14 protein-coding genes and 1 pseudogene are annotated in these 21,885 nt (G+C 41.5%); 3 read left to right on the top strand and 12 right to left on the bottom strand.

Annotation, left to right across the window (positions count from 1 at the left end):
* Positions 1-29: 29 nt before the first annotated feature.
* The 5 genes and pseudogenes from V7K21_RS00625 to V7K21_RS00605 form a co-directional block, all read right to left on the bottom strand.
* A complete protein-coding gene (locus V7K21_RS00625; RefSeq protein WP_335170906.1) occupies positions 30-680 on the bottom strand; it encodes a Uma2 family endonuclease in 651 nt (216 codons plus the stop codon).
* Between the two features lie 14 nt (positions 681-694).
* Positions 695-3,097, bottom strand: a complete 2,403-nt coding sequence (locus V7K21_RS00620; RefSeq protein ID WP_335170905.1) for an endonuclease MutS2 — start codon at positions 3,095-3,097, stop codon at positions 695-697.
* Positions 3,098-3,294: 197 nt separating this feature from the next.
* Complete coding sequence (locus V7K21_RS00615; RefSeq protein ID WP_335170904.1) at positions 3,295-3,591, bottom strand: DUF2288 domain-containing protein; 297 nt, start codon at positions 3,589-3,591, stop codon at positions 3,295-3,297.
* A 101-nt stretch (positions 3,592-3,692) separates the two neighbouring features.
* Positions 3,693-4,730, bottom strand: a pseudogene (locus V7K21_RS00610) (AI-2E family transporter).
* 172 nt (positions 4,731-4,902) lie between these two features.
* A complete protein-coding gene (locus tag V7K21_RS00605; RefSeq protein WP_335170903.1) occupies positions 4,903-5,541 on the bottom strand; it encodes a lysophospholipid acyltransferase family protein in 639 nt (212 codons plus the stop codon).
* Between the two features lie 365 nt (positions 5,542-5,906).
* Between V7K21_RS00605 and V7K21_RS00600 the strand changes: the two genes are divergently transcribed.
* Complete coding sequence (locus tag V7K21_RS00600; RefSeq protein ID WP_335170902.1) at positions 5,907-11,297, top strand: ATP-binding sensor histidine kinase; 5,391 nt, start codon at positions 5,907-5,909, stop codon at positions 11,295-11,297.
* Positions 11,298-11,303: 6 nt separating this feature from the next.
* On the opposite strand, the gene fabD is transcribed toward V7K21_RS00600, so the two are convergent.
* The 4 genes from fabD to V7K21_RS00580 form a co-directional block, all read right to left on the bottom strand.
* A complete protein-coding gene (fabD, locus tag V7K21_RS00595; protein WP_335170900.1) occupies positions 11,304-12,185 on the bottom strand; it encodes an ACP S-malonyltransferase in 882 nt (293 codons plus the stop codon).
* 156 nt (positions 12,186-12,341) lie between these two features.
* Complete coding sequence (locus tag V7K21_RS00590; protein WP_335170899.1) at positions 12,342-13,334, bottom strand: beta-ketoacyl-ACP synthase 3; 993 nt, start codon at positions 13,332-13,334, stop codon at positions 12,342-12,344.
* Positions 13,335-13,450: 116 nt separating this feature from the next.
* Positions 13,451-14,473, bottom strand: a complete 1,023-nt coding sequence (gene plsX, locus V7K21_RS00585) for a phosphate acyltransferase PlsX (protein WP_335170898.1) — start codon at positions 14,471-14,473, stop codon at positions 13,451-13,453.
* Positions 14,474-14,703: 230 nt separating this feature from the next.
* Positions 14,704-16,185: a leucyl aminopeptidase gene (locus tag V7K21_RS00580; protein ID WP_335170897.1), complete on the bottom strand. Its 1,482-nt coding sequence runs from the start codon at positions 16,183-16,185 to the stop codon at positions 14,704-14,706.
* Between the two features lie 192 nt (positions 16,186-16,377).
* Between V7K21_RS00580 and V7K21_RS00575 the strand changes: the two genes are divergently transcribed.
* A complete protein-coding gene (locus tag V7K21_RS00575) occupies positions 16,378-16,563 on the top strand; it encodes a hypothetical protein (protein ID WP_335170896.1) in 186 nt (61 codons plus the stop codon).
* A 39-nt stretch (positions 16,564-16,602) separates the two neighbouring features.
* Here the strand turns inward: V7K21_RS00575 and V7K21_RS00570 are convergent, their stop codons facing one another.
* The 3 genes from V7K21_RS00570 to V7K21_RS00560 all read right to left on the bottom strand — a co-directional run bounded on the left by V7K21_RS00570 (position 16,603) and on the right by V7K21_RS00560 (position 19,816).
* A complete protein-coding gene (locus V7K21_RS00570) occupies positions 16,603-17,769 on the bottom strand; it encodes an EcsC family protein (RefSeq protein ID WP_335170895.1) in 1,167 nt (388 codons plus the stop codon).
* A gap of 447 nt (positions 17,770-18,216) precedes the next feature.
* A complete protein-coding gene (locus V7K21_RS00565) occupies positions 18,217-19,032 on the bottom strand; it encodes an alpha/beta fold hydrolase (protein ID WP_335170894.1) in 816 nt (271 codons plus the stop codon).
* Between the two features lie 58 nt (positions 19,033-19,090).
* Complete coding sequence (locus V7K21_RS00560) at positions 19,091-19,816, bottom strand: lysophospholipid acyltransferase family protein (protein WP_335170893.1); 726 nt, start codon at positions 19,814-19,816, stop codon at positions 19,091-19,093.
* A 377-nt stretch (positions 19,817-20,193) separates the two neighbouring features.
* On the opposite strand from V7K21_RS00560, the gene metG reads away from it, so the two are divergent.
* Positions 20,194-21,798, top strand: coding sequence for a methionine--tRNA ligase (gene metG / locus V7K21_RS00555; protein ID WP_335170892.1), 1,605 nt, complete (start codon positions 20,194-20,196; stop codon positions 21,796-21,798).
* The last annotated feature ends 87 nt before the right edge of the window (positions 21,799-21,885 follow it).

Raw genomic sequence — 21,885 nt, 5'->3', positions numbered from 1 at the left:
TTTTTGAGTAGCCAATTCTGACAATTCAACTAAATCGGGCTACTAATTTGCTGTCTTATCCACGCACGAAATGCTTTCATTGTGGCATTTCTGCCATTGGTTTTACTCAGGATCAAATATTCGGGAATCACTTGGCAAATTGAGACATTGGGGAAAATATAACTGGCATTTGATCCTATATATTTACCATCAAAAAGCACGTTTATTTCTAACTTACTTCCATTCCATCGCCATAGTTCCGGTACTCTCAAAGCTTGATAATTATTGAAACGAGTGCGGGAAGTAATATCAATTTCAATAGCCAAATCTGGAGGCGGATCGGTTTCTAAATTGATTCTATCTTTGCCCCTAATTCTAGCTTCATTTTGGATATAGAAACAATCATCGGGTTCTACCCCAGCATCCATACTTTCCTTATCAAAAGTCGTAGAACCCAAACTCCAAAATTCCAGATCAAGTTCTTCTAATAAAACTTTTACCAAGTCGCCAATAATAACTTTAGCTACTTCATGTTCTGGTAATGGAGCCATTATTTCCAACACCCCTTGACTGTAACCTATGCGAGAACTGCGATTGTCTCCCAATTCTGCTAAAATGCGTTTGTATGCCGACCAGGAGACATCTTTAATCAACAACTGATGACCGGCTCTAACAATTAGTTGATTGAGTTCAAGTAACATAGCATTCCTGCTGTTTATTTGATGTGAGCTACAGTAACACCAGTGCCACCATCTGCTTGTTCTGCTGGTTCATAGTTGTTGACTCTGGAATGCTGTTGCAAAAAGGTGTGAACTCCTTGTCGCAGCTTACCAGTGCCGTACCCGTGAATAATCCAGACTGGGCCTGTCGCTTCCGAGATGGCTTTATCTAGAATGTATTCGGCATCAGCCACCCGTTTACCACGCAAATCGATGGTATTTTGGGAAGTCCGAACTGGGACACTTTGCGGTGGTGGCGTTACTACTGCTGGGGCTGGTTTGGATTTGACGATTGATTCTGCTTTTTGACCATCTAGAGATTCTACGTCTTGCAACTTCACCGTCATCTTCATTAGCCCAAAGCGAACGCTTAACTCACCATCTTCATTAGGGGCGGCGATTACATCTGCTATCTGTCCGAGTTTGGGAACGCGGATGCGATCGCCTACTTTAGGCATAAACCCAACTTTTGGTTTTGCTGGCGTTGCTGGCTGATAAAGCTGGCCAATTTGATTCAAAGCATTGGTGGCTTGCTGGGCTTCTTGGGCTGTGGGCGTACCTTTCTGCAAGCGGCGAATCACTTGGGCAATTTCACCTTTTGCCTGAGCGATCGCTTGTTTTACTGCTATTTCCTGTGAAGCCCGCAAACTGCTTTCCCTCTCCTCCAAACTTGCGGCTTTTGCGGATACTTCTTTGTATAAACGTTCCGCTTGCTGCAACAAACTTTGGGCTTCCGCAGCTTTGGTTTCCTGACGGCGGCGTTGCGCTTCTAACCCAGCAATCACCTGGTTAACTTCATCTGTGGCCTCTCCTACTTGAGTTTTCGCCTCTTCTACCACTTCTGGCTTCAATCCCAAACGTAGGGCAATTGTTAAGGCGTTAGAACGTCCGGGTATGCCCCACAGCAGACGGTAAGTAGGGGACAGAGTGCTTTCGTCAAATTCTACAGAGGCATTTTCAAACCGATCGTCTTCGTATTTCAGGGCTTTTAGTTCGCCGAAGTGAGTGGTGGCGATCGTTAGCTGGGCATGGTTGGCTAGATATTGCAACAAGGCGATCGCTAAAGCACTACCCTCAACTGGATCGGTTCCTGCGCCAACTTCATCGAGTAAAACGAGTGCTGAGTTGGAAGTAGGAAGTTCCCCCTCTGCTTCTCCGTTCCCCAATGCTTCTAAAATCCGACTAATCCGGCGAATGTGTCCAGAGAATGTCGATAAACTTTGCTGTAAGGATTGTTCATCCCCAATATCTGCTAGCACCTGATCAAACCAAGGTATTTCCACTGGTTCGCGGGCGGGGACAAATAAACCCACTTTGGCCATCAATGCTGCTAATCCCAAAGTTTTTAAGGTTACAGTTTTACCGCCAGTATTTGGCCCGGTAATCGTAACTACCCGAATTTGGGGACTAATCAACAAGTCTACAGGAACTACTGGTTGCCCTTGTTCGTGCTGTTGTTGCCACACTAACAGAGGATGCCGTAAATTCCGTAAGGTAATGATTTCACTGTCTTCACGCTGGATAAATCGCGGGGGATTCGCTCCTAGCCAGTAACTATATCGTGATCTAGCGGTTGCCAGATCCAAAGTGGTAACGATCGCTAACAACCTCTCCAAATCTGGTTTGACTGCGGCTACTTGTTCCGTTAAAATGCGGCGAATCGTTTCTTCTTCGGCTTGCTCTCTTCTGATGATCTGCCGCAGTTGGTTGCCCAGAGGCACTACTGAATTAGGTTCCACATAGAGCGTGGCACCACTGGTAGAGGTATCGTGGACAATACCGGGGATAGCATCTTTTTGGGGTGCTTTTACGGGGATTACAAAGCGATCACTCCGTTGGGTAATTAGCTGTTCTTGAACTGCTCCAGATTTTGCTTGTAAGATATTTTGCAGCTTTTGAGTAATTTGGCTGCGTAATCGCCGCAAGTCTGTGCGAATTTCTCCTAGTTTTTGACTAGCGCGGTCAGTTACCTGGGCCCGTTCATCAATACAACGGTGAATTTCCTGTTCTAGTTCTGGATAAGTCCGCAAATCGGCAACTAACTCAGTCAGTATCGGCAAATCTTCCTGATTGTCAATGACACGGCGCAAATTTCTGACACCAGCGAGGGTGGTGGCGATCGCTAAGAGTTCATCCCCTGTCAAAATTCCGCTGCGTTCTGCCCGTTCTAGGGAATCGCCAATATCTTGAATTCCCTCAAATGACAGTCCCGTGGTGAGGCGAGTTTCCAGTTGGTAAATTTCTTTGGTTTGCCCTAACAACTGTTCGCTTTGGGACTGAGAATCAGGTATTTTCAGATGACGCGCAGCTGTCGCCCCCAGCTTAGTTGCCGCAAAGGTGGCAAGGTGCTGGCAGAGGCGATGCCATTCTAATAGTTCTAAGGTTTCAGATTGGATCAAGGTTTCAACATCTAATCTGAAATTATCGTAACAATTATAGCTCCTAGATGGATGAATCTTAAAGGAGAAAATTTTGCTTTAGTCAAATTAGCTAGCTAGTGCCTGGTAATAACCAAGTAACAACTGACACATCAAGCTATCTTTCCTGAGAAACTACCCCAACACCAACTGTCATCGAAAACAACACAGGAACTAATTTAAGCAGAGACTATTTCCTTCACCAAAACGTAAGGCTGAACAATGAGGGTATTAAATCGCTTACTGCGATCGCCATTCCATTCTCCTATTTGTACTGTCGTGGGTTTGGTAATTAATTGCTGATCAATCCACTGTTCCACTGATGGAATGTTATCACTAGCGATCGCTACTCCAACATCCAGCAAGTTTAAATCAGGTGCCACCAAAATTACTGCATCTCGTTGTACATGAGGAATTAGCCACTCCCACTCTGCCTCATCCAAAATTTCTGTTAATTCTGCTCTTAAATCCGACATTATTTCCCAATTTGTCTTGGCTAATAAACTATTTTACATTAATTACTACTTCTTAACTCCTAACAGACGCGATTAATCGCGTCTCTACTCCAAATTCCTAACTAAACTTCTGATTTCATTTCATCAATTTCAAATAAAGATACAATTACTCCAGCGATTGGAATAGATATAAAAACACCTAATAATCCTGCTACTCTAGCGCCTACTAGTAAAGCAAAAAACACGACTATAGGATTAAGATTCAGCGCATTTTGCATAATTCTAGGCGCAATTAAGTTGTCTTGTATTTGCTGAAGGACAATACAAGCTATCAAGACTTTTAATGCTAACAAAACACCTTGAGACAAGACAAATAGAGTTACTGTACTTACTGCTAATGTTGCTCCTATACCAGGAATTATATCAACAATTCCGATAAACACTGACAATATCAAAGCAAAAGGTACTTTTAATATTAAAAAAACTAGAAAAGTCATAATTGTGAGAAATGCACTTAATAACAGCTGACCTCTAAAAAATCCCATAAATGAGCGTCTCATTATATTTGTAAATCTATTACGGCGCTGTTTTGGTATTATTTTTATGATAAAATTCCATAGCTTTTCTCCATCTAGTAATATAAAAAAAGCCACAACAGCAATCAATATAAAAGTAAGAAAATTAGTCATGAATCCTTGTAAAATAGCCAAATTAGTAACAAGACTAGATATAGCTTGGTTTCGTAATTGTTCTCGAATAAAACTTAAATCTATCTGCAAATTTTGGTTTTTTAAAAACCCTTCTAGTCGCTCTAATACAGGTATAAAAGAATTTACAAAGCCAGTTACACTGTCAATTAATTGTTGTCCTTGAGATAAAACCGTTAAGCCCACAGTAATTATCAGACTGCCAATAATTACAATACTGAGCAAGAAAACGACACCAACAGCTACACCGTGGGGCAAAAAACGCCGCAGCTATTCTACAGGATAGCTGAGTAAAAAAGCCGAAATTGCAGCAAATGTAAAAATAACAATGACCGCTTCAAAGTAAGCGAAAAGTTGTACAATTGCCCAGCCAGAAGCAACTAAAAGCAAAAAGCGGACTAACGCCAGATTATTTAATCGCTCCCAAAAATTCTTGGCTTCAAAGCCGCTCATATGCTGTTTAGGGTGAAATTGATGGTAGATTTGCCTAGCAACTGCATTTAAGCACAAAGTCTGACTTCATTGCTAGAGCGCGTTGACCTTAAACATACAGAGGCTAAGGGGCGTAGTTTACCGCCGTAGGCATCGCTACCTCCCTAAAGCATATATCTATTGCTTGTCTAACTCATCTTCCTAAATCATGCATCTGGTTAATTACCGTGGCACACTTTTGTGTCAACGCTTCCAATTCCTCTTTATTAGTAGAATTAGGCGCATCAATCAAGTTACCAATTCTTACAGTGATGGGAACTGCGCGAGGTCGGGACGATCCTTTTTCTAAAATCCTCTCAGTACCCCAAACACTCACTGGCAATATTGGGGCTTTTGCTTTCGCCGCTAGCAGCAATGCGCCTCTTTTGGGGTCTGTAATTCGACCATCTGGGGTGCGAGTACCTTGCAAGAAAACACCGATAGCCCAACCATTATTGAGATATTCTAGGGCGGAACGGATGGCATTGCGATCAGTATTTCCCCGACTCACCGGATAAGCACCGTACAATTTAATCGCTTGCGCCAAAACTGGGATATTAAATAACTCTTCCTTAGCCATGTACGCCACTGGACGACGTACACAGTTAGAGACAATTGGGGGGTCAAAGTAACTAGCGTGATTGCTCACTACCAGTAGCGGCCCTGATTGGGGGACATTTTCCGCACCATAAATCTGGCCCCGAAAGTAAGCGTGAAGCATGGGGCTGACGACCGACCATTTAAAGGCGTGGTAAAGTGCCAGACTGATAAACGGTTCGCGGTTTTTGTCCACAGAAGATAATGCAAATCAAACTGAATTTAGCATACGCGATCGCAAGGCGCAGAGCAAACTCAAAAAAGTTGTAGAAACGCAAGGTACTAATTTAGGCAATTTTAGTTGATGCTTGGCGAGCTTTTTTACTACATTCCCTACCTTTGAAAACATCATTTTAGGAACTTCTACTTCTTCTAAAATACAAGGGTGCATCAGGCAAAACGCTGTAATGCATCATGAGCAATGAGATAGATATGGTGCGTTAACGAAGTGTAACAGACTCTACGAATATCGGATAATTTCTTTTTTAGTATTCATTTAAATTATGAATTGCTTCACCCATCTGGGAATACTAAATGTGGAAATCGTCAGGATTTAACAGTATGGTTACCACTCTAGTTACTATTCCCGGATATCAAATTAAGGAACAACTTTATAATGGTTCAAGAACCCTAGTTTATCGCGGTTATCGAGAAACTGACTCCTTAAGAGTAGTGATTAAACTGCTGAAAAATCCATATCCTGGTTTTAGTGAACTGGTGCAGTTTCGCAATCAGTATACCATTGCCAAAAATCTTAACTCACCTCTAATCATCCAAACTTATAGCTTAGAACCTTATCAAAATGGCTATGTGTTGGTGATGGAAGATTTTGGGGGGATTTCTCTTAAAGAATGGGGAATAGGGTCAAGTCTACGAAATCTCACGGAGTTTTTACAGATAGCGATCGCCCTGTGCAATATCTTAGATATACTGTACCGCGATCGCATTATTCATAAAGATATTAAACCCAGCAATATTTTAATTAATACAGAAACAAAAGAAGTTAAATTAATTGACTTTAGTATTGCATCTCTACTACCACGAGAAACTCAAACGTTGATCAGTCCCAATGTGTTAGAAGGGACACTTGCTTATACTTCCCCAGAACAAACAGGAAGAATGAATCGGGGGATTGACTACCGGACTGATTTTTATTCACTGGGTGTCACTTTCTACGAATTACTCACAGGAAAGTTACCCTTTGAGTCCAAGGATATGATGGAGTTGGTGCATTGTCATATTGCCAAACTTCCTGCTCCTTTGGAGCCATTAAAAATTCCTAAATCGATTTCAGATATTGTCATGAAATTGATGGCAAAAAATGCCGAAGAACGCTATCAGAGTGCATTAGGACTGAAATATGATTTAGAAAATTGTTTAACTCAACTTCAGTCAACTGATAAAATTGAGAGTTTTCCAATTGCACAAAGAGATGTGTGCGATCGCTTTATTATTCCCGATAAACTTTATGGACGAGAAACAGAAGTAGAAATTCTCCTCCAAGCATTTGAAAGAGTTAGCCTTGGTGCAACTGAAATTATGCTGGTTGCGGGTTTTTCGGGTATTGGTAAAACTGCGGTTGTTAACGAAGTTCATAAACCGATTGTTCGTCAACGTGGTTATTTTATCAAAGGGAAATATGACCAATTTGGGCGAAATACCCCCTTCAGTGCATTTGTGCAAGCATTCCGAGATTTAATGGGGCAATTGCTCACAGAAAGCGATACTCAAATCCAGGAATGGAAAAGTAAGCTTTTAGAAGCTGTTGGGGAAAATGGGCAGGTAATTAGTGAAGTAATTCCGGAATTAAAAAGAATTATTGGTATTCAACCACCAGCACCTGAATTATCAGGAACTGCTGCACAAAATAGCTTTAATTTATTGTTACAAAAGTTCACCCAAGTCTTTACTATTGCCGAACATCCATTAGTAATATTTTTAGATGATTTGCAATGGGCAGATTCAGCATCATTAAAGTTAATGCAGCTATTAATGACTGATTCAGGGCATCTTTTGATTATTGGTGCGTATCGTGATAACGAAGTCAATCCAGTACATCCGTTAATGTTGACCTTGAGTGAAATCGAAAAAGCACTCTTCACGATTAATACGATTACTTTAGCACCACTGAGTCAAGTGCAAGTGAATTATTTAGTTGCTGACACACTTAAGTGTTCAGAAAATTTAGCTCTGCCTCTTTCTTTATTAGTATCTCAGAAAACTCAAGGTAATCCGTTTTTCGCTACCCAATTCCTCAAAGCATTGCATCAAGATGAACTGATTAAGTTCAGCTTTGAGTCAGGCTGTTGGGAATGTGATATTACACGAGTTACTCAGCAAGCGGTGACAGATGATGTTGTTGCTTTTATGGCATTTCAATTGCGAAGACTACCGTCATCAACTCAAAATGTATTGCAGTTAGCTGCTTGTATTGGGAATCAGTTTGATTTAGGAACTTTGACTATTGTTTCGGAAAAATCAGAGATAGAAACAGCAGCTTGTTTGTGGAAAGCCTTACAAGAAGGGTTGATTTTGCCTACTGATAATATTTATAAATTTTATGTTGGGCAAGAAAGTAAAATAGTTAATCCAGAAATTCAAGAGACTATTACATACAAGTTTTTGCATGATCGCGTCCAACAAGCTGCTTATTCTCTGATTCCAGATAAGCAAAAGAAAACAACTCATCATCGGATTGGTCAACAGTTACTGAAGAACACATCTGAGAGTGAACAAGAAGAACGAATTTTTCAGATTGTTAATCAAATCAATGTTGCTGTCGAATTAATTGAGCAGCCAACAGCACGAGAGGAATTAGCAAAGCTAAATTTAATCGCTGGGCGCAAAGCTAAGAATTCTACTGCTTATAGTGCGGCGGTTAAATACTTTGCAGTTGGGCGCAATCTCTTAAATAGCGATCGCTGGAAAAGTCAGTATAACTTGACACTAAAATTGTATGTAGAAGCAACTGAGGCAGCCTATCTTAATACTGATATAGATGAGATGGAACAGCTTGCTGAAATGGTATTAGAACAGGCAAAAACAGCATTGGATACAGTCAAAGTGTATGGTGTGAGAATTAATGCGTACACATCACAGGGTCAGCTACTTGAAGCTATCAACACTGGATTGATGATATTAAAGCAATTTGAGATTGATCTCCCTGAATCACCAGATTTAGAAGATGTTGCACGGATCAGTCAACAAACACAAGCTCTTTTAGGTACTAATAAACCTACGGATCTGCTAAATCTGCCAGAGATGACGAACCCTCAAATTTTGGCAGTGATGCAAATTTTCAATGAAATATTAGTTCCTGCTTATTTGACAAAACCAAATCTCAATTCATTGATAATCATGACACAGATGAATCTATCAATGATTTATGGAAATGGATCTATTTCTGCATTAGGCTACTCTAGTTACGGATTATTTCTTTGTGCTGTTGCTGGCAAGATTGAACAGGGATATGAATTTGGTCAATTGGCGTTGAATTTATTATCTAAATTAAAAGAAAAAAAGATTGAAGCAAGAGTATTATTTGTAACTTCAACTTTTATAGTTCATTGGAAAGTTCATGTCAGAGAAACCTTAAAGTTGCTGCAAAATGCTTACTCTAGTGGTTGGGAAAGTGGAAATTTAATGACTTTAGGCTACGCAGCTTATGCTTACGGCTTCCATGCCTATTTCATGGGTTATGAGTTATCCGAGCTAGAACAAGAAATGACAGCTTATAGTAAAGTATTGTCACAAATTAATCAGCAAACGCAGCTCAACTACAATGAACTTTATCGACAGTCAATTGTCAACTTGCTAGGTCAAACGGCAAATCCATCTCTGTTGTTTGGCGAAGCAGACAAAGAACAGGAACTTTTAGCAAGATATCAGCAGACAGATGACAAAACAGGATTATGGCATTTCTTTTTGAACAAGTTAATTCTGTGTTATTTTTTTCAAGAATTTGAGGCAGCACTTGAGTATATCGAACAGGCAAAACATTATGTATCTGCGGGAAAAGGAATGTTTAATATTCCTGTATTCTATTTTTATGCTTCTCTGACTTGGTTAACTGTCTTGCCTAAGCATCCTAAATCTAAGCGAGAAAATATCCTGCAACAAGTCGCAGATAATCAGAAAAAGATACAGGAATGGACAAGTCATAACCCGACGAATCATCTACACAAATTTTATCTAGTAGAGGCAGAGCGACATCGAGTTCTTGATGAGTATTTAGAAGCAATGAAAAATTATGATCTGGCGATTTCTCTTGCTAAAGAAAACGGCTATATCCAAGAAGAAGGACTGAGCAATGAACTCGCAGCCAAATTCTACCTCGACTGGGGTAAAGAAAAAGTTGCTCAAGCATACATGCAAGAAGCATACTACTGCTATGCTCGCTGGGGTGCGAAAGCCAAAACAGATGACTTAACAAAATGCTATCCCAAACTGTTGCAACCCATTCTGCAACAGCAAATAATTAACTTCAACCCTCTAGAAACTATTGGCTTTTCTGGGCCTTTTTCATCTATTCACACTTCTAGCACTAATAGCACCAATATTTCCAATATTCTAGATTTTACCTCTGTCCTCAAAGCCTCTCAAGCTATCTCCAGTTCTCTGGAAATAGATCAACTCATTACTAGTCTCACCCGCATTATCCTAGAAAACTCTGGTGCGAAAAAATCTGCACTAATTCTTCCTCAAGGAGATACTTGGCAAGTTAAGGCAATTAATTTTATTAATCATGGATCAAATTCTCATATTGAAATACAAACTATTCTTAATTCACAACCACTAGATACTTGTCAAGATCTTCCCACAACAATTATCAATTACGTCAAAAATACTCAACAAACAGTTGTGATCGATAACTTGCAAACAGATATTCCTGGTGTAATTGGGGAATATATCTACCGAACGAAACCCCAGAGTGTATTATGTACCCCGATTATTAATCAAGGACATTTGGTAGGTATTATTTACTTAGAAAATAAACTGACTCCAGGAGTGTTTACCAGCGATCGCCTCAGCGTTATTAATCTCCTTTCTTCCCAAGCAGCAATATCTCTAGAAAATGCTCAACTTTATCAACAAGCTCAACAAGCATTACAAGACTTACAACAAGCCCAATTACAAGTTGTCCAAAGTGAGAAAATGTCTGCATTGGGTAATTTAGTTGCCGGGGTAGCTCATGAAATGAACAATCCTTTGGGCTTCATTTCTGCCAGCCTTCAACAAGTTAAACCCAGCCTTGCAGATATTGTTGAACACTTGAAACTCTATCAAGAAAGTCTCCCAAATCCTGATGATGAAATTATCGACCATGCCGAAAAAATCGATTTGAATTATAGCTTAGAAGATTTACCCAAGATTATTGATTCAATGATGATGGCGTGCGATCGCCTCAAAAATATCAGCACCAGTCTCCGCACTTTCTCCCGTGCTGATAAAGATTACAAAGTACCGTTTAATATCCATGAAGGTATCGATAGTACGATTTTAATTCTCAAACATCGCCTCAAAGCAAACGAACAACGCCCAGCAATTGAAGTGATAACTGATTATGGGAATTTGCCCCAGGTAGAATGTTTTCCTGGGCAATTAAATCAGGTATTTATGAATCTTCTAGCAAATGCCATTGATGCGTTAGATGAATCAAATACGGGACGGAGTTTTAAGGAAATTAAGGCCAATCCCAACCGAATTATAATTAAAACCTTCCGGGAAAATGAAAGTGTGAAAATTGCTATTATTGATAATGGCAAAGGCATGAATGAATCAGTGAAACAAAAGATTTTTGACCACTTATTTACTACAAAAGGTGTAGGTAAAGGGACAGGATTAGGATTAGTGATCGCTCGTCAAATCGTTGAAGAAACCCACAATGGCAAATTGAGTTTTAACTCTGTTTTAGGTGAGGGTACAGAATTTTTAATTGAAATGAAGTTCTAAAAAAAATTAAACAGGTAAATCAGCTGCACTCTGGATGTTTTCTAATATTAAGTCAGGGCTACTACGTTTAATCAAGCCAGTTAGGACTTTACCAGGGCCAATTTCGACTACTCGCTGGATACCGTTGGCTGGTAATTGCAGAGAAATTTCTCGCCATCTTACAGAACCAGTCATTTGCTTGTTCAGGCGTTGCTTTAAAATCTCGGCATCAATAGACGGAATTGGTTCTACATTAGACAACACTGGCACAGTAGCCGACTGAAATTCCACAGATTCTAGAATGTCTTGGAATTGGGCTGCTGCTGCTGCTATTAAATGTGAGTGAAATGCTCCAGAAACTTTTAGGGGAATAGCACGCTTTGCTTTTACTTGAGTCATCACCGCTTGTACAGCCTCAGTTGTGCCTGAAATTACCACCTGAGCCGAACTATTATCATTTGCCAGCACTACATCAGGCGTTTGGGCAATGACTTTTTCTAACTGTTCGCGGTCAAAGTTCATCAAAGCTGCCATCATACCACCGACGGCATTATCCATAAGTTCTGCACGACGCTTTACTAGATATAAACCAGTCGACCACTCAAAGACACCCGCTATGTAAAGGGCAGTATATTCTCCCAAACTGTGTCCAGCAACTAAATCTGGGTGGTGTCCTAGTTCTCGGAGAAGGTCAGCGAGAATGCTTTCGACCACATAAAGACTTGGCTGAGTATACAGCGTCTGTGATAACTTCTCTTCTTGAGTTTGACAGATTTCTGTTACAGACCAGCCTAAAATTGCCTCAGCCTGGGCAAATTTATCTTTAGCGACGGGTATATCTAATAAGTCTATTCCCATTCCCAGCGTTTGGGAACCTTGTCCGGGAAACACCCATGCAGTTTTTGTCATTGGTCATTAGTCAGAAAAGTGAGGAGTTAGAAGTGAGGAGCAGAGACACGATTAATCGCGTCTGTACAGGAGTGAGGAGTAGAAACGTGATTAATCGCGTCTGTACAGGAGTGAGGAGTTAGAAATTAAAACTCATAACTCCTCACTCATGACTCTTCATCTTCCCCATTTAAAAATTGCCGCACCCCAGGTAAGACCGGCACCAAAGCCGGATGCAGCAACGATGTCATTGGGTTTAATTTTACCTTGCCGCACTGCTTCATCCAAAGCTAAGGGAATGGAAGCAGCAGAGGTATTGCCGTAGTCGGCGAGATTACTTATAACTTTATGTTCTGGGACATTTAGGCGTTGGGCAACGGCATCGATAATCCGCTGATTGGCTTGATGCAACAGCAGCCAATCTATTTGGTCAACACTGAGGTTGGCTTGAAACAAGGCTTTGTCAATGATTTCTGGCACTTTTTGGACAGCAAAGCGGTAGACTTCTTTGCCATTCATAGTAATGGGTTGGTAAGTGCCTTTAGTGACATTTACACCTGAGAGCAATTCTTGGGAAGCGCCTGTATATGCAAGATTGAGGTGATGGTTTTGAGTGCCATCACTTTTAAGTGCAAATCCCAACAAGCGATCGCTTTTGTCAGCCTGCAAAACTACTGCCCCTGCACCATCACCGAACAATACACAAGTGCGCCGATCTTGCCAATCTACCCAGCGAGAGAGGATATCTGCCCCGATCAAAAGTACATTTCGGTAAACGCCTGTTCTAATATATTGGGCTGCTGTAACTAGACCAAACACAAAGCCGGAACAGGCAGCGGTCAAGTCAAAGGCTACTGCGTTCGTGGCTCCCAATTGAGCCTGTACTTGACAAGCACTACCAAACAAATCATCAGGGGTGGAAGTGGCTAGTAAAATCAGGTCTAGGTCTTCTGGTTTAATTCCTGAAGCTGCGATCGCCTGACTGCTGGCGGCAGTAGCGAGTATACTCAAGGACTCACATGGCTGCGCTAATCGCCGTTGACGAATTCCCGTTCTTGTGGTAATCCATTCGTCTGATGTTTCAACTACTTCACTCAATGTCTGGTTATGTAAGGAAGTTGCTGGTACTGCCGAGCCACTTCCGGTAATTGCTACGCCTAAATTCTGCACTCCTAATCTCCCGAGCTATCAGCTTTTTGCCTTTTTTCCTTTGTCCTTTGTCTTTTGTCCTTTATCCTTTATTACTCGTAACTAATGACTAAGGACTAATAACTAATGACTAATGACTAACCGCTTTCGCGCTCTAGGATATATTGGGACTGAATTCGTTGTAGCACCTGATTGTCAACAGCTTCTTTGGCCATGCGAATTGCATTAAAAATTGAAGGAGCTTGTGAGCTACCGTGACCGATAAAACAGACTCCTGCCACGCCTAACAGCAAAGCGCCGCCATGTTCTGCGTGATCCATCCGCTGCTTTACCCGCTTCAGGTTGGGTTTTAAGAGTGCTGAACCGATTTGACCGTGCAATCCTTGGGGTAATTCTTCCCGCAGAATTTGCAAAATCACTTCTCCAACTGCTTCGGCAAATTTTAATAATACATTACCGACAAAGCCATCACAGACAATCACATCAAAGCGACCAGAAAGCACATCGCGCCCTTCGGCATTGCCAATAAAATTAATTTGGGAATTTTCGCGGAGCATTTGGTGGGCGCGGACGGCTGTATCATTGCCTTTAGAGTCTTCTTCACCGATATTCAATAAACCCACCTTCGGTTCGGTTGTACCTAAGACATACTGACTATAAGCCGAACCCATGACGCCAAACTGCTCTAAAAACTTCGGACGGCAATCTACATTCGCGCCGACATCAAGTACCAACACTGGCTTCCCAGCAATAATCGTGGGAAAAACTGTCCCTATGGCTGGGCGGTCAATTCCCGGCAATCGTCCTAAACGGAGTAAAGCTGATGCCATAGCTGCCCCAGAGTGACCGGCAGAAAATACGGCATCTGCCTGCTGCTGCTTGACTAAATCCATCGCCACATTGATCGAAGCCTTGCGTTTGCGTCTAACTGCATTTAAAGGCTCCTCATCCATAGCGATCGCTTCTTCAGCAGTCACGATCTCTACCTGCCCTAAATTCGTTTTTGGCGGCAAGGCAGCTTCTATTTGTTGGGGATCACCTACCAACAATATATTTACACCCAATTCTTCCCGTGCTCGCAGTGCGCCAGCAACAATTTCACCGGGTGCGTGATCCCCTCCCATTGCGTCAATTGCGATCCTTACACGAGTCGATCCCATTGCTCAGAGCTTTTAGAAACCTTATAAATTTTACCAGATGGCAATGCCCGAAAAAGTTTAACTTTCTGACCGCCAAATTATTTCTGTTACTATTGCAACAATTTTTGCTGGCAAGCTCAAGATAGCACGAATTGTTTGTGACTGGGCATTGGGCATTAGGCAATTCAATTTTTGATTTTAGATTTTAGATTGAAATTTAATCTCAAGTCCAAAATCTAAAATCAAAATTCTTACTCCCCACTCCCTACTACCCAGTCAACTAGTGTCCGAACGCCGTAGCCAGTTGCCCCCGCGCCGTTGTAGCCATTTTCTTTATCTGTCCACACTGGGCCGGCAATATCTAAGTGCGCCCAAGGGGTTTCTTTGACGAATTGCTTGAGGAAAAGGGCAGCGGTAATTGCACCACCCGGACGCGGACCTGTATTCTTCATGTCCGCAATACCAGACTTTAACCCTTCAAAATATTTTTCTTCCATTGGCATCCGCCAAATCTTTTCCCCTGATGTTTCGGCAGCTTTCTCGATCTGGGAAGCGACAGCATCATCGGGAGTGTACAAACCAGCAATATCGTCACCCAAGGCAATGACGTTGGCACCAGTCAGGGTGGCTAAATCCACGATCGCATCTAATCCCAATTTGTCGGCATACACCAAAGCATCTGCTAGGGTCAAACGTCCTTCAGCGTCGGTGTTGTTCACTTCGATTGTTTTGCCATTTGATGCTGTGAGAATGTCTCCAGGGTGCATGGCGTGACCGCTAATCATGTTTTCAGCCACCGCCGAGATAAAGTGAACCTCAACATCTGGCTTAATTTGAGCAATTGCTTTTGCCGCGCCCAAGGTAGCAGCTGCACCGCCCATATCCATTTTCATGGTTTCGATGCCGCTACCAGCACCTTTAATGTTGAGTCCCCCGGAATCGAAGGTTACGCCTTTGCCAATAATTGCTAGCTTCTTTTTGGGTGTACCTTCTGGCTTATAAGTCAGGTGAATGAATTTAGGTGGCAACTCGGAACCTTGCGATACTCCCAAAAATGCACCCATGCCTAACTTTTCACAGTCTTCTCGTTCCAGAATTTCCACTTGTAAACCGTGATCGTTAGCGATCGCTTGAGCTGTTTCTGCCAAAGTAAGCGGTGTTACTGCATTGGCTGGCGCTGCTACTAACTGCCGTGCCAAATTTACCCCGGAAACGATTTTATTGGCGCGGCTGATGGCTGCTTCTTGTCCACCGAAACCTAGTAAATCTACGGTTTCTATTTGTGATCCTTTTTCTTCTGGTTCTGATTTAAAGCGAATATCTTGGTAAAGCGCCAATTCAATACCTTCTGCGATCGCTTGGGCGCTGGCTGCTGGATCGTTATTCCACAATGGAAAACTAAATCCCAGAATTTTGCTTTTTTGCTTTTTTCCTACCCTGGCTACAGCAGCAGCAGCGCGGCGCAGAGTATCTAGTTGTAGTGCATCTGGTTTTCCTAAACCTACCAAAATCAATTTCCGCACTGGGCTACCAGGATTCACACGGCTAAAGATGGTACTGTTGGCTTTACCTTTAAATTCTTCTTCAGCAATCAGTTCTTTTAAGACGCCGGAAAACTTTTGATCCAAAGTAGCCAGTTCTCCGGTTAACTCTACTGCATCTTCAAATAATCCAATTGCCAAACTATCGCCTGTCCACTCTAGCAAAGGCTTATCACTAAGTTGAATTGTCATTTTGGGATTTTGTGTAAATATTCCTTCTTGTACCAGTATTGCTCAAAATTCTTGTTTCAGGATGAGGGGATTGGGCACTTGACATGGGAGAGCAGGGGTCAGTAGCTATAATTTAGCGAGTTAGTATAAATAGCAATCGTGAACGAGTCTTTAATACTCGTCAATCCACCTTAGAACTTCGTTAACGAGGCTTTGATACTCGTTAATCCACCTTATAACTCCGTTAACAAGTCTTTGATACTCGTTAATCCACCTTATAACTCCGTTAACGAGGCTTTGATACTCGTCAATCCACCTCAGAACTCCGTTAACAAGTCTTTGATACTCGTTAATCCACTTCAGAACTCCGTTAACGAGTCTTTGATACTCGTTAATTAAGCTAGGAACTCTACTCTTTTACCTCCTCTGCCCAATGCCCTATGCCCCAATTCCATTTGTGTCAATGTCAAATTTCTTAGCGATCGCTGTGATTATATGTTGCTCAATTGGTGTAATCTGATTGTCAAGCTGGGCAATTTTGTAACACTGAGCCAACAAGGGTATGGCAAAATCACGATTTAGCTGATTGAGCAGTATATCTAAAGACTTAAGTGATTTGATATTTTGAGCAATGGTATCCAACGAGTTATGACTGAGGTTTATTGCTTGTAATTCTGGCAAAATTTCTTTCCAAGTCTTTTCTGGATGGCTAGCTAGGATCATGTGAACTAAGATTTGATCCATGACGGCTTCCTGAGCGATCGCACTTTCCAGATACTTTTCACTCTCTGCTTTTAATGTTGCCAATGTCTGTGGCGATTCCAGGGAAGTTGATTCATCCAGCTTGGCTTCGTAAAATCGACAAGCAGCATAGCCCAATGAATAGATCATCGTCGCATTTGAACTAGCTGCGATCGCTGCACCCGCCAAGGGTACATTTCGCAGCAAGCCTAATCCCGCAGCTTTCAACAGACGACTTCCACCCAAAGCTAAACCAAAAATTGCCAAGATTTCACCTTTACGGGCAGGATTTTTTAAATCTAGCCCGTAGACAGATGCAATCTGATAAAGCATTTCTGACTGCAATTTTGTTGTCGCTGTTAAATCAATTGCCAACAATGCCACTGCTATTCCTGGCAAAATACTAGTGGCTAGTCCAACTGTGCCTGCTTGAGTTGCTTTTTCCACCATGATTCGGTGAGCAATCTGGCTGGGTGATTCGTTTGGATACTGTTTCTTCAGCTTGTTTACCGCAACTTCTGCTTTTTCCAAATCAACAAGATTAGTATCACTAATTAGCCAATTTAGATTTAACACTCCAGATAGTTTTCTAATCAGCCAATTTTCACTGAGACGATTCACAACTTCACCGCTGGTTTGAGTTGTTTGCTCAATTAACTTGTGTGTTTCTTTTGCCGTCGCTTCTCCCACCCCTACTGCTGTGTTTAAAACTGCTTTGCCAGTCTCAGCAACAGTTTTAACAAAAGACTCTAATATAGACGCTTCATTTTCTACTGATGATTGAGCCTGGATTTTTACTTCTGAAGTTTCTCTGGGTGAATTAACTAATTTATTCACCTCTGTTTCTTGGGGTTTGTCTGCCATTGCTTGATACCATCCTGTAAAGCCTCTCTCTTTAAATTTGTAGCGAAGTATGAGCGGCTTGACATCTCCCAATAAGTACAAGTTGCCAAAGCCAATAGGAATTATTTTGAGACTTAACTATAGATGTGCCAAGAGTGACAGGGGTTATGATTTTAAAACTGATAACCTAATGCCAACAAAACTCTACCTTCAAAAATAGTGAGTATTTCTGGAGTCAGAACGCCCACCTTTCTTAGCAATCTTGTTTTGTTAATTACCCGCAATTAGTGGCAAAGAGCAACAGAATCTCGTTCTAATCCACCTTCAGTAATTTGAATTAATAAACAGGTTTGCACAAATATTATTTTAAGGTAACAAGATATTAGATTTTTTTAGCCTCTCTTCTTACCGAACAAGATAAAAGAAACAAGGGTTGTGAACTGCTTGAATTTATGTTTAGCAAACTTTTTACCTTTTAATACCTAGATCAGCATTAGTTTCTAAAAAGTCATTATCCTTAAGAATGTCATAGAGATTAATATCTTGCTCTAACAAACAAGCGTGTCCGCAATTGGGCAACACCACAATTTTGGTATTTGGTAAGATATTCGCGATCCGCTTCACTTCAGTTACAGAAGGTAAAAGGCGATCGCTAGCACCGGCAATCAACAAAACTGGTTGAGTTAAGCGACTTAACTGCTCGTCATCAACATCAAACTCTCGCAGTAAGGACAACCGCCAAAGAACGGTTTCTAAGGGGATAGAACGCATAGTTTTCAGCAGCTCATGGCGATCGCTTCGGGAAATGCGTGGCAAAGATGATAAAAACGGCAATAACACCAGTGCGGCAACATCATACAACCCTGATGGCACTAAGGAAGTAAGTTGGGATGCCCAACTTAACCAAGGGCGAAGATGAAAGGACGAAGCTGGGTTAATTAGGATAATTCGCTTAAATAACTCTGGTGCTTGGATTGCAACTTTCATTGCCAAGCAACCACCAAAGGACTCACCACACAAGTAAACTGGCCTTTGAGAGCTTTTTTCTAATTCGGCATCGATCAAGTCCAATACACTCTTAGTTAGCACATCCCAAGTGTTCAGGTCTTTCCGTGGGAGCGCCAAACAACGGACATCAAAGCCAGCTTCTAATCCAGCGGTTTGCGATCGCAATAATTGACCAGTTCCATCCATTCCTGGCAAATATACTAACAGCGGATACTCTGGCTGTACTCGTTTAGGAGTCAGGAAACAAGGGTTTAGCTCAACTTCTGTTGTAGTCATTGGTAGATGAATTTTGGACTGGTAATTGTTAGTTATAAAAGTTTCGGTGCTTTTGATTCTAATAGCAACCTTGACGCAGTAAATTGCTAATTTCGCCGTGACAGTGTTCTGTCAATTCAGCCACAACAGTTCTGGCTTGTTTCCCATGATATTTTTTCTGGTGTTGGGGCGTAATCCAATAAGGGCGACCGATTAACACAGCAACCCGACGATAAATTACCAGAGGATGCCAACCAGGTTGGTTAAATAAAGGTTCTGAAGGGTCAAATACACTCAAAAGCCTTAAGGGAAAACCAGAAGTGTTTACCTCTTCCAAGGAGGCGATCGCGATCGGTAAAATAGCTAGATCCTGCACATCAGCTCGCAATGCCAAATGGGCAAATCCCCGCTGAAATTCACCCATTTGGTTTGGCACAGTAAATTTCACCATTGGTTCAGTTCCTTCTGGAAAGACTCCCACCATCTGCCTGGACTGCAACAGCGTCTGTGATTGCGAAAAAAAGCTTTGCTGGCGGTTTTGAGTTTCCTCCAAAGGAAAACACCCGAATTGTCCGATGACAATCTCCCGCATTACTGGCACTTGTCCCATGTAGTGATGGCAAGCAAAGCGAATCGGACTCGATAACGCCGCCATTAAAATCAGTGCATCCATAAAGCTGCGGTGATTGCTGACTACCAATACACTGGCATCCTGGGGAATCCGATCCTCGTAATAACGAAACATTTGCGTTGAGAGTGCTGCCATCAAAGCGCGAGAAATTTCCAGGGGACTATTTAGACTCATACCTAATCAATGTATTTTCCGGTAAAGATGGCAGTTTATCTTAATTTTATTTTTACATTTCTTTACTATTGCCATGACTGTCTTAAGATAGAAATGTCTAATCCACAAACGCAGCTAGATTTTCTGCGCTTGGGATTCTGTATTCCTGAACACAATAATATCTAATAGAAAGTATTTAAAAAAATTATGATTAGTTAATTTCCAGATTTTAGGCACAAATTAGCTGAATTGATGGATATTACAAAACAATTATTGACCGGAGAAATTTGCTACACTAAAAAAAGTGTGGGAAAAAATAGAAATAATATTGTATAATTTCATTTTTTGCCGATAGAAGTAAAATGTAAAGCCTTTTAATAAGTTGATTTTTATTTTGCATGAATCTAGTGGATAAGACAGAAAAGACATTTGCACTTACAACACCCCTATATTATGTAAACGATATTCCTCATATAGGCAGTGCTTATACAACGATCGCAGCAGATGTAGTCGCGCGATTTCAGAGGCTGCTGGGGTATAAGGTATTACTAATTACAGGCACAGATGAACATGGGCAAAAAATCCAGCGATCAGCAGAGAGTTTAGGCAAAGCACCACAAGAGTTTTGCGATGAAATTGTCCCTAGTTTCATTACTTTATGGCAGTTACTAGACATTCAATATGATCGCTTTAGTCGGACTACTGCGCCTCGTCATGAAGCGATCGTTGAAGAATTCTTTAAGCGAGTATGGGAATCTGGTGATATCTACCAGGGACAACAAAAAGGCTGGTACTGCGTATCCTGCGAAGAATTCAAAGAAGAACGGGATCTGCTAGAAGGACACCGTTGCGCGATTCATACTAACAAAGAAGTCGAGTGGCGAGACGAGCAAAACTATTTTTTTCGCTTATCCAAATATCAAACTAAGCTGACAGAACTTTATCAATCTAGACCGGATTTTATTCAACCAGAAAGTCGGCGCAATGAAGTCCTCAGCTTTGTAAATCAAGGGCTGCAAGACTTTTCCATTTCACGGGTAAATCTAGATTGGGGTTTTCCCGTACCAGTTGATCCTAAGCACACCCTTTATGTCTGGTTTGACGCGCTACTAGGTTATGTCACAGCATTACTAGAACCAGATGCAGAACCGACTTTAGCAAATGCTTTAGAAACATGGTGGCCAATCAACCTGCACCTAATTGGTAAGGATATTCTGCGCTTCCATGCAATTTATTGGCCCGCAATGTTGTTGTCGGCTGGCTTACCCTTGCCGGAGCGAGTATTTGGGCATGGCTTTTTGACTAAAGATGGTCAAAAAATGGGCAAAAGTCTGGGTAACACCCTTGATCCTGTGGCGTTAGTTCAGCGCTATGGTAGTGATGCCGTTCGTTATTACTTCCTTAAGGAAATCGAATTTGGCAAGGATGGAGATTTTAATGAAGTAAGGTTCATTAATGTTCTGAATGCAGATTTGGCGAATGATTTAGGTAATTTGCTCAATCGCACCTTGAGCATGGTGAAGAAATACTGCGCTGAGAATAATGTCCCATCAATCGGCAATGAAGGAATTCCTGACGAAAATCCTTTGAAAAAAATTGGTTTACGTCTAGGGGAACATGTAAAACATGCATATAAAGAGCTAACTTTCAGTCAAGCCTGCGAGGCCATCCTTTCACTGGCGCAAGCTAGTAATAAGTTTATTGATGAACAAGCTCCTTGGACATTATATAAACAGGGACAGCAGGAGTCTGTGGAAAAAGTTCTGTACGCAGTTCTAGAATCAGTTAGACTCGTAGCTTATCTCCTATCCCCAATTATTCCGAACATCAGTAGCGATATTTATCAGCAACTGGGCTTTGGAATAAACTTTAACGATCAAATACAAAGTTCAGTTACCGCTCCTTTTGCCACTCATGCGACATGGGGAATACTATCGAGTAAACAACAGTTGGGTACACACCAACCAGTTTTTAAACGAATAGAACCTCTGAAAAACGATTAGCCTTTATCAAACTCTGATTTTGTTCAATTTCTTATTCTCTTGTAAAAATTTATCGGGGCTTAACTTAAATTAGCCCCGGAACATTAT

The organism is Nostoc sp. (genome assembly GCF_036919595.1).
Lineage (GTDB): Bacteria > Cyanobacteriota > Cyanobacteriia > Cyanobacteriales > Nostocaceae > Nostoc.
The sequence above is the reverse complement of the archived record's forward strand: the minus strand, read 5'-3'. Positions and strand labels throughout refer to the sequence as shown.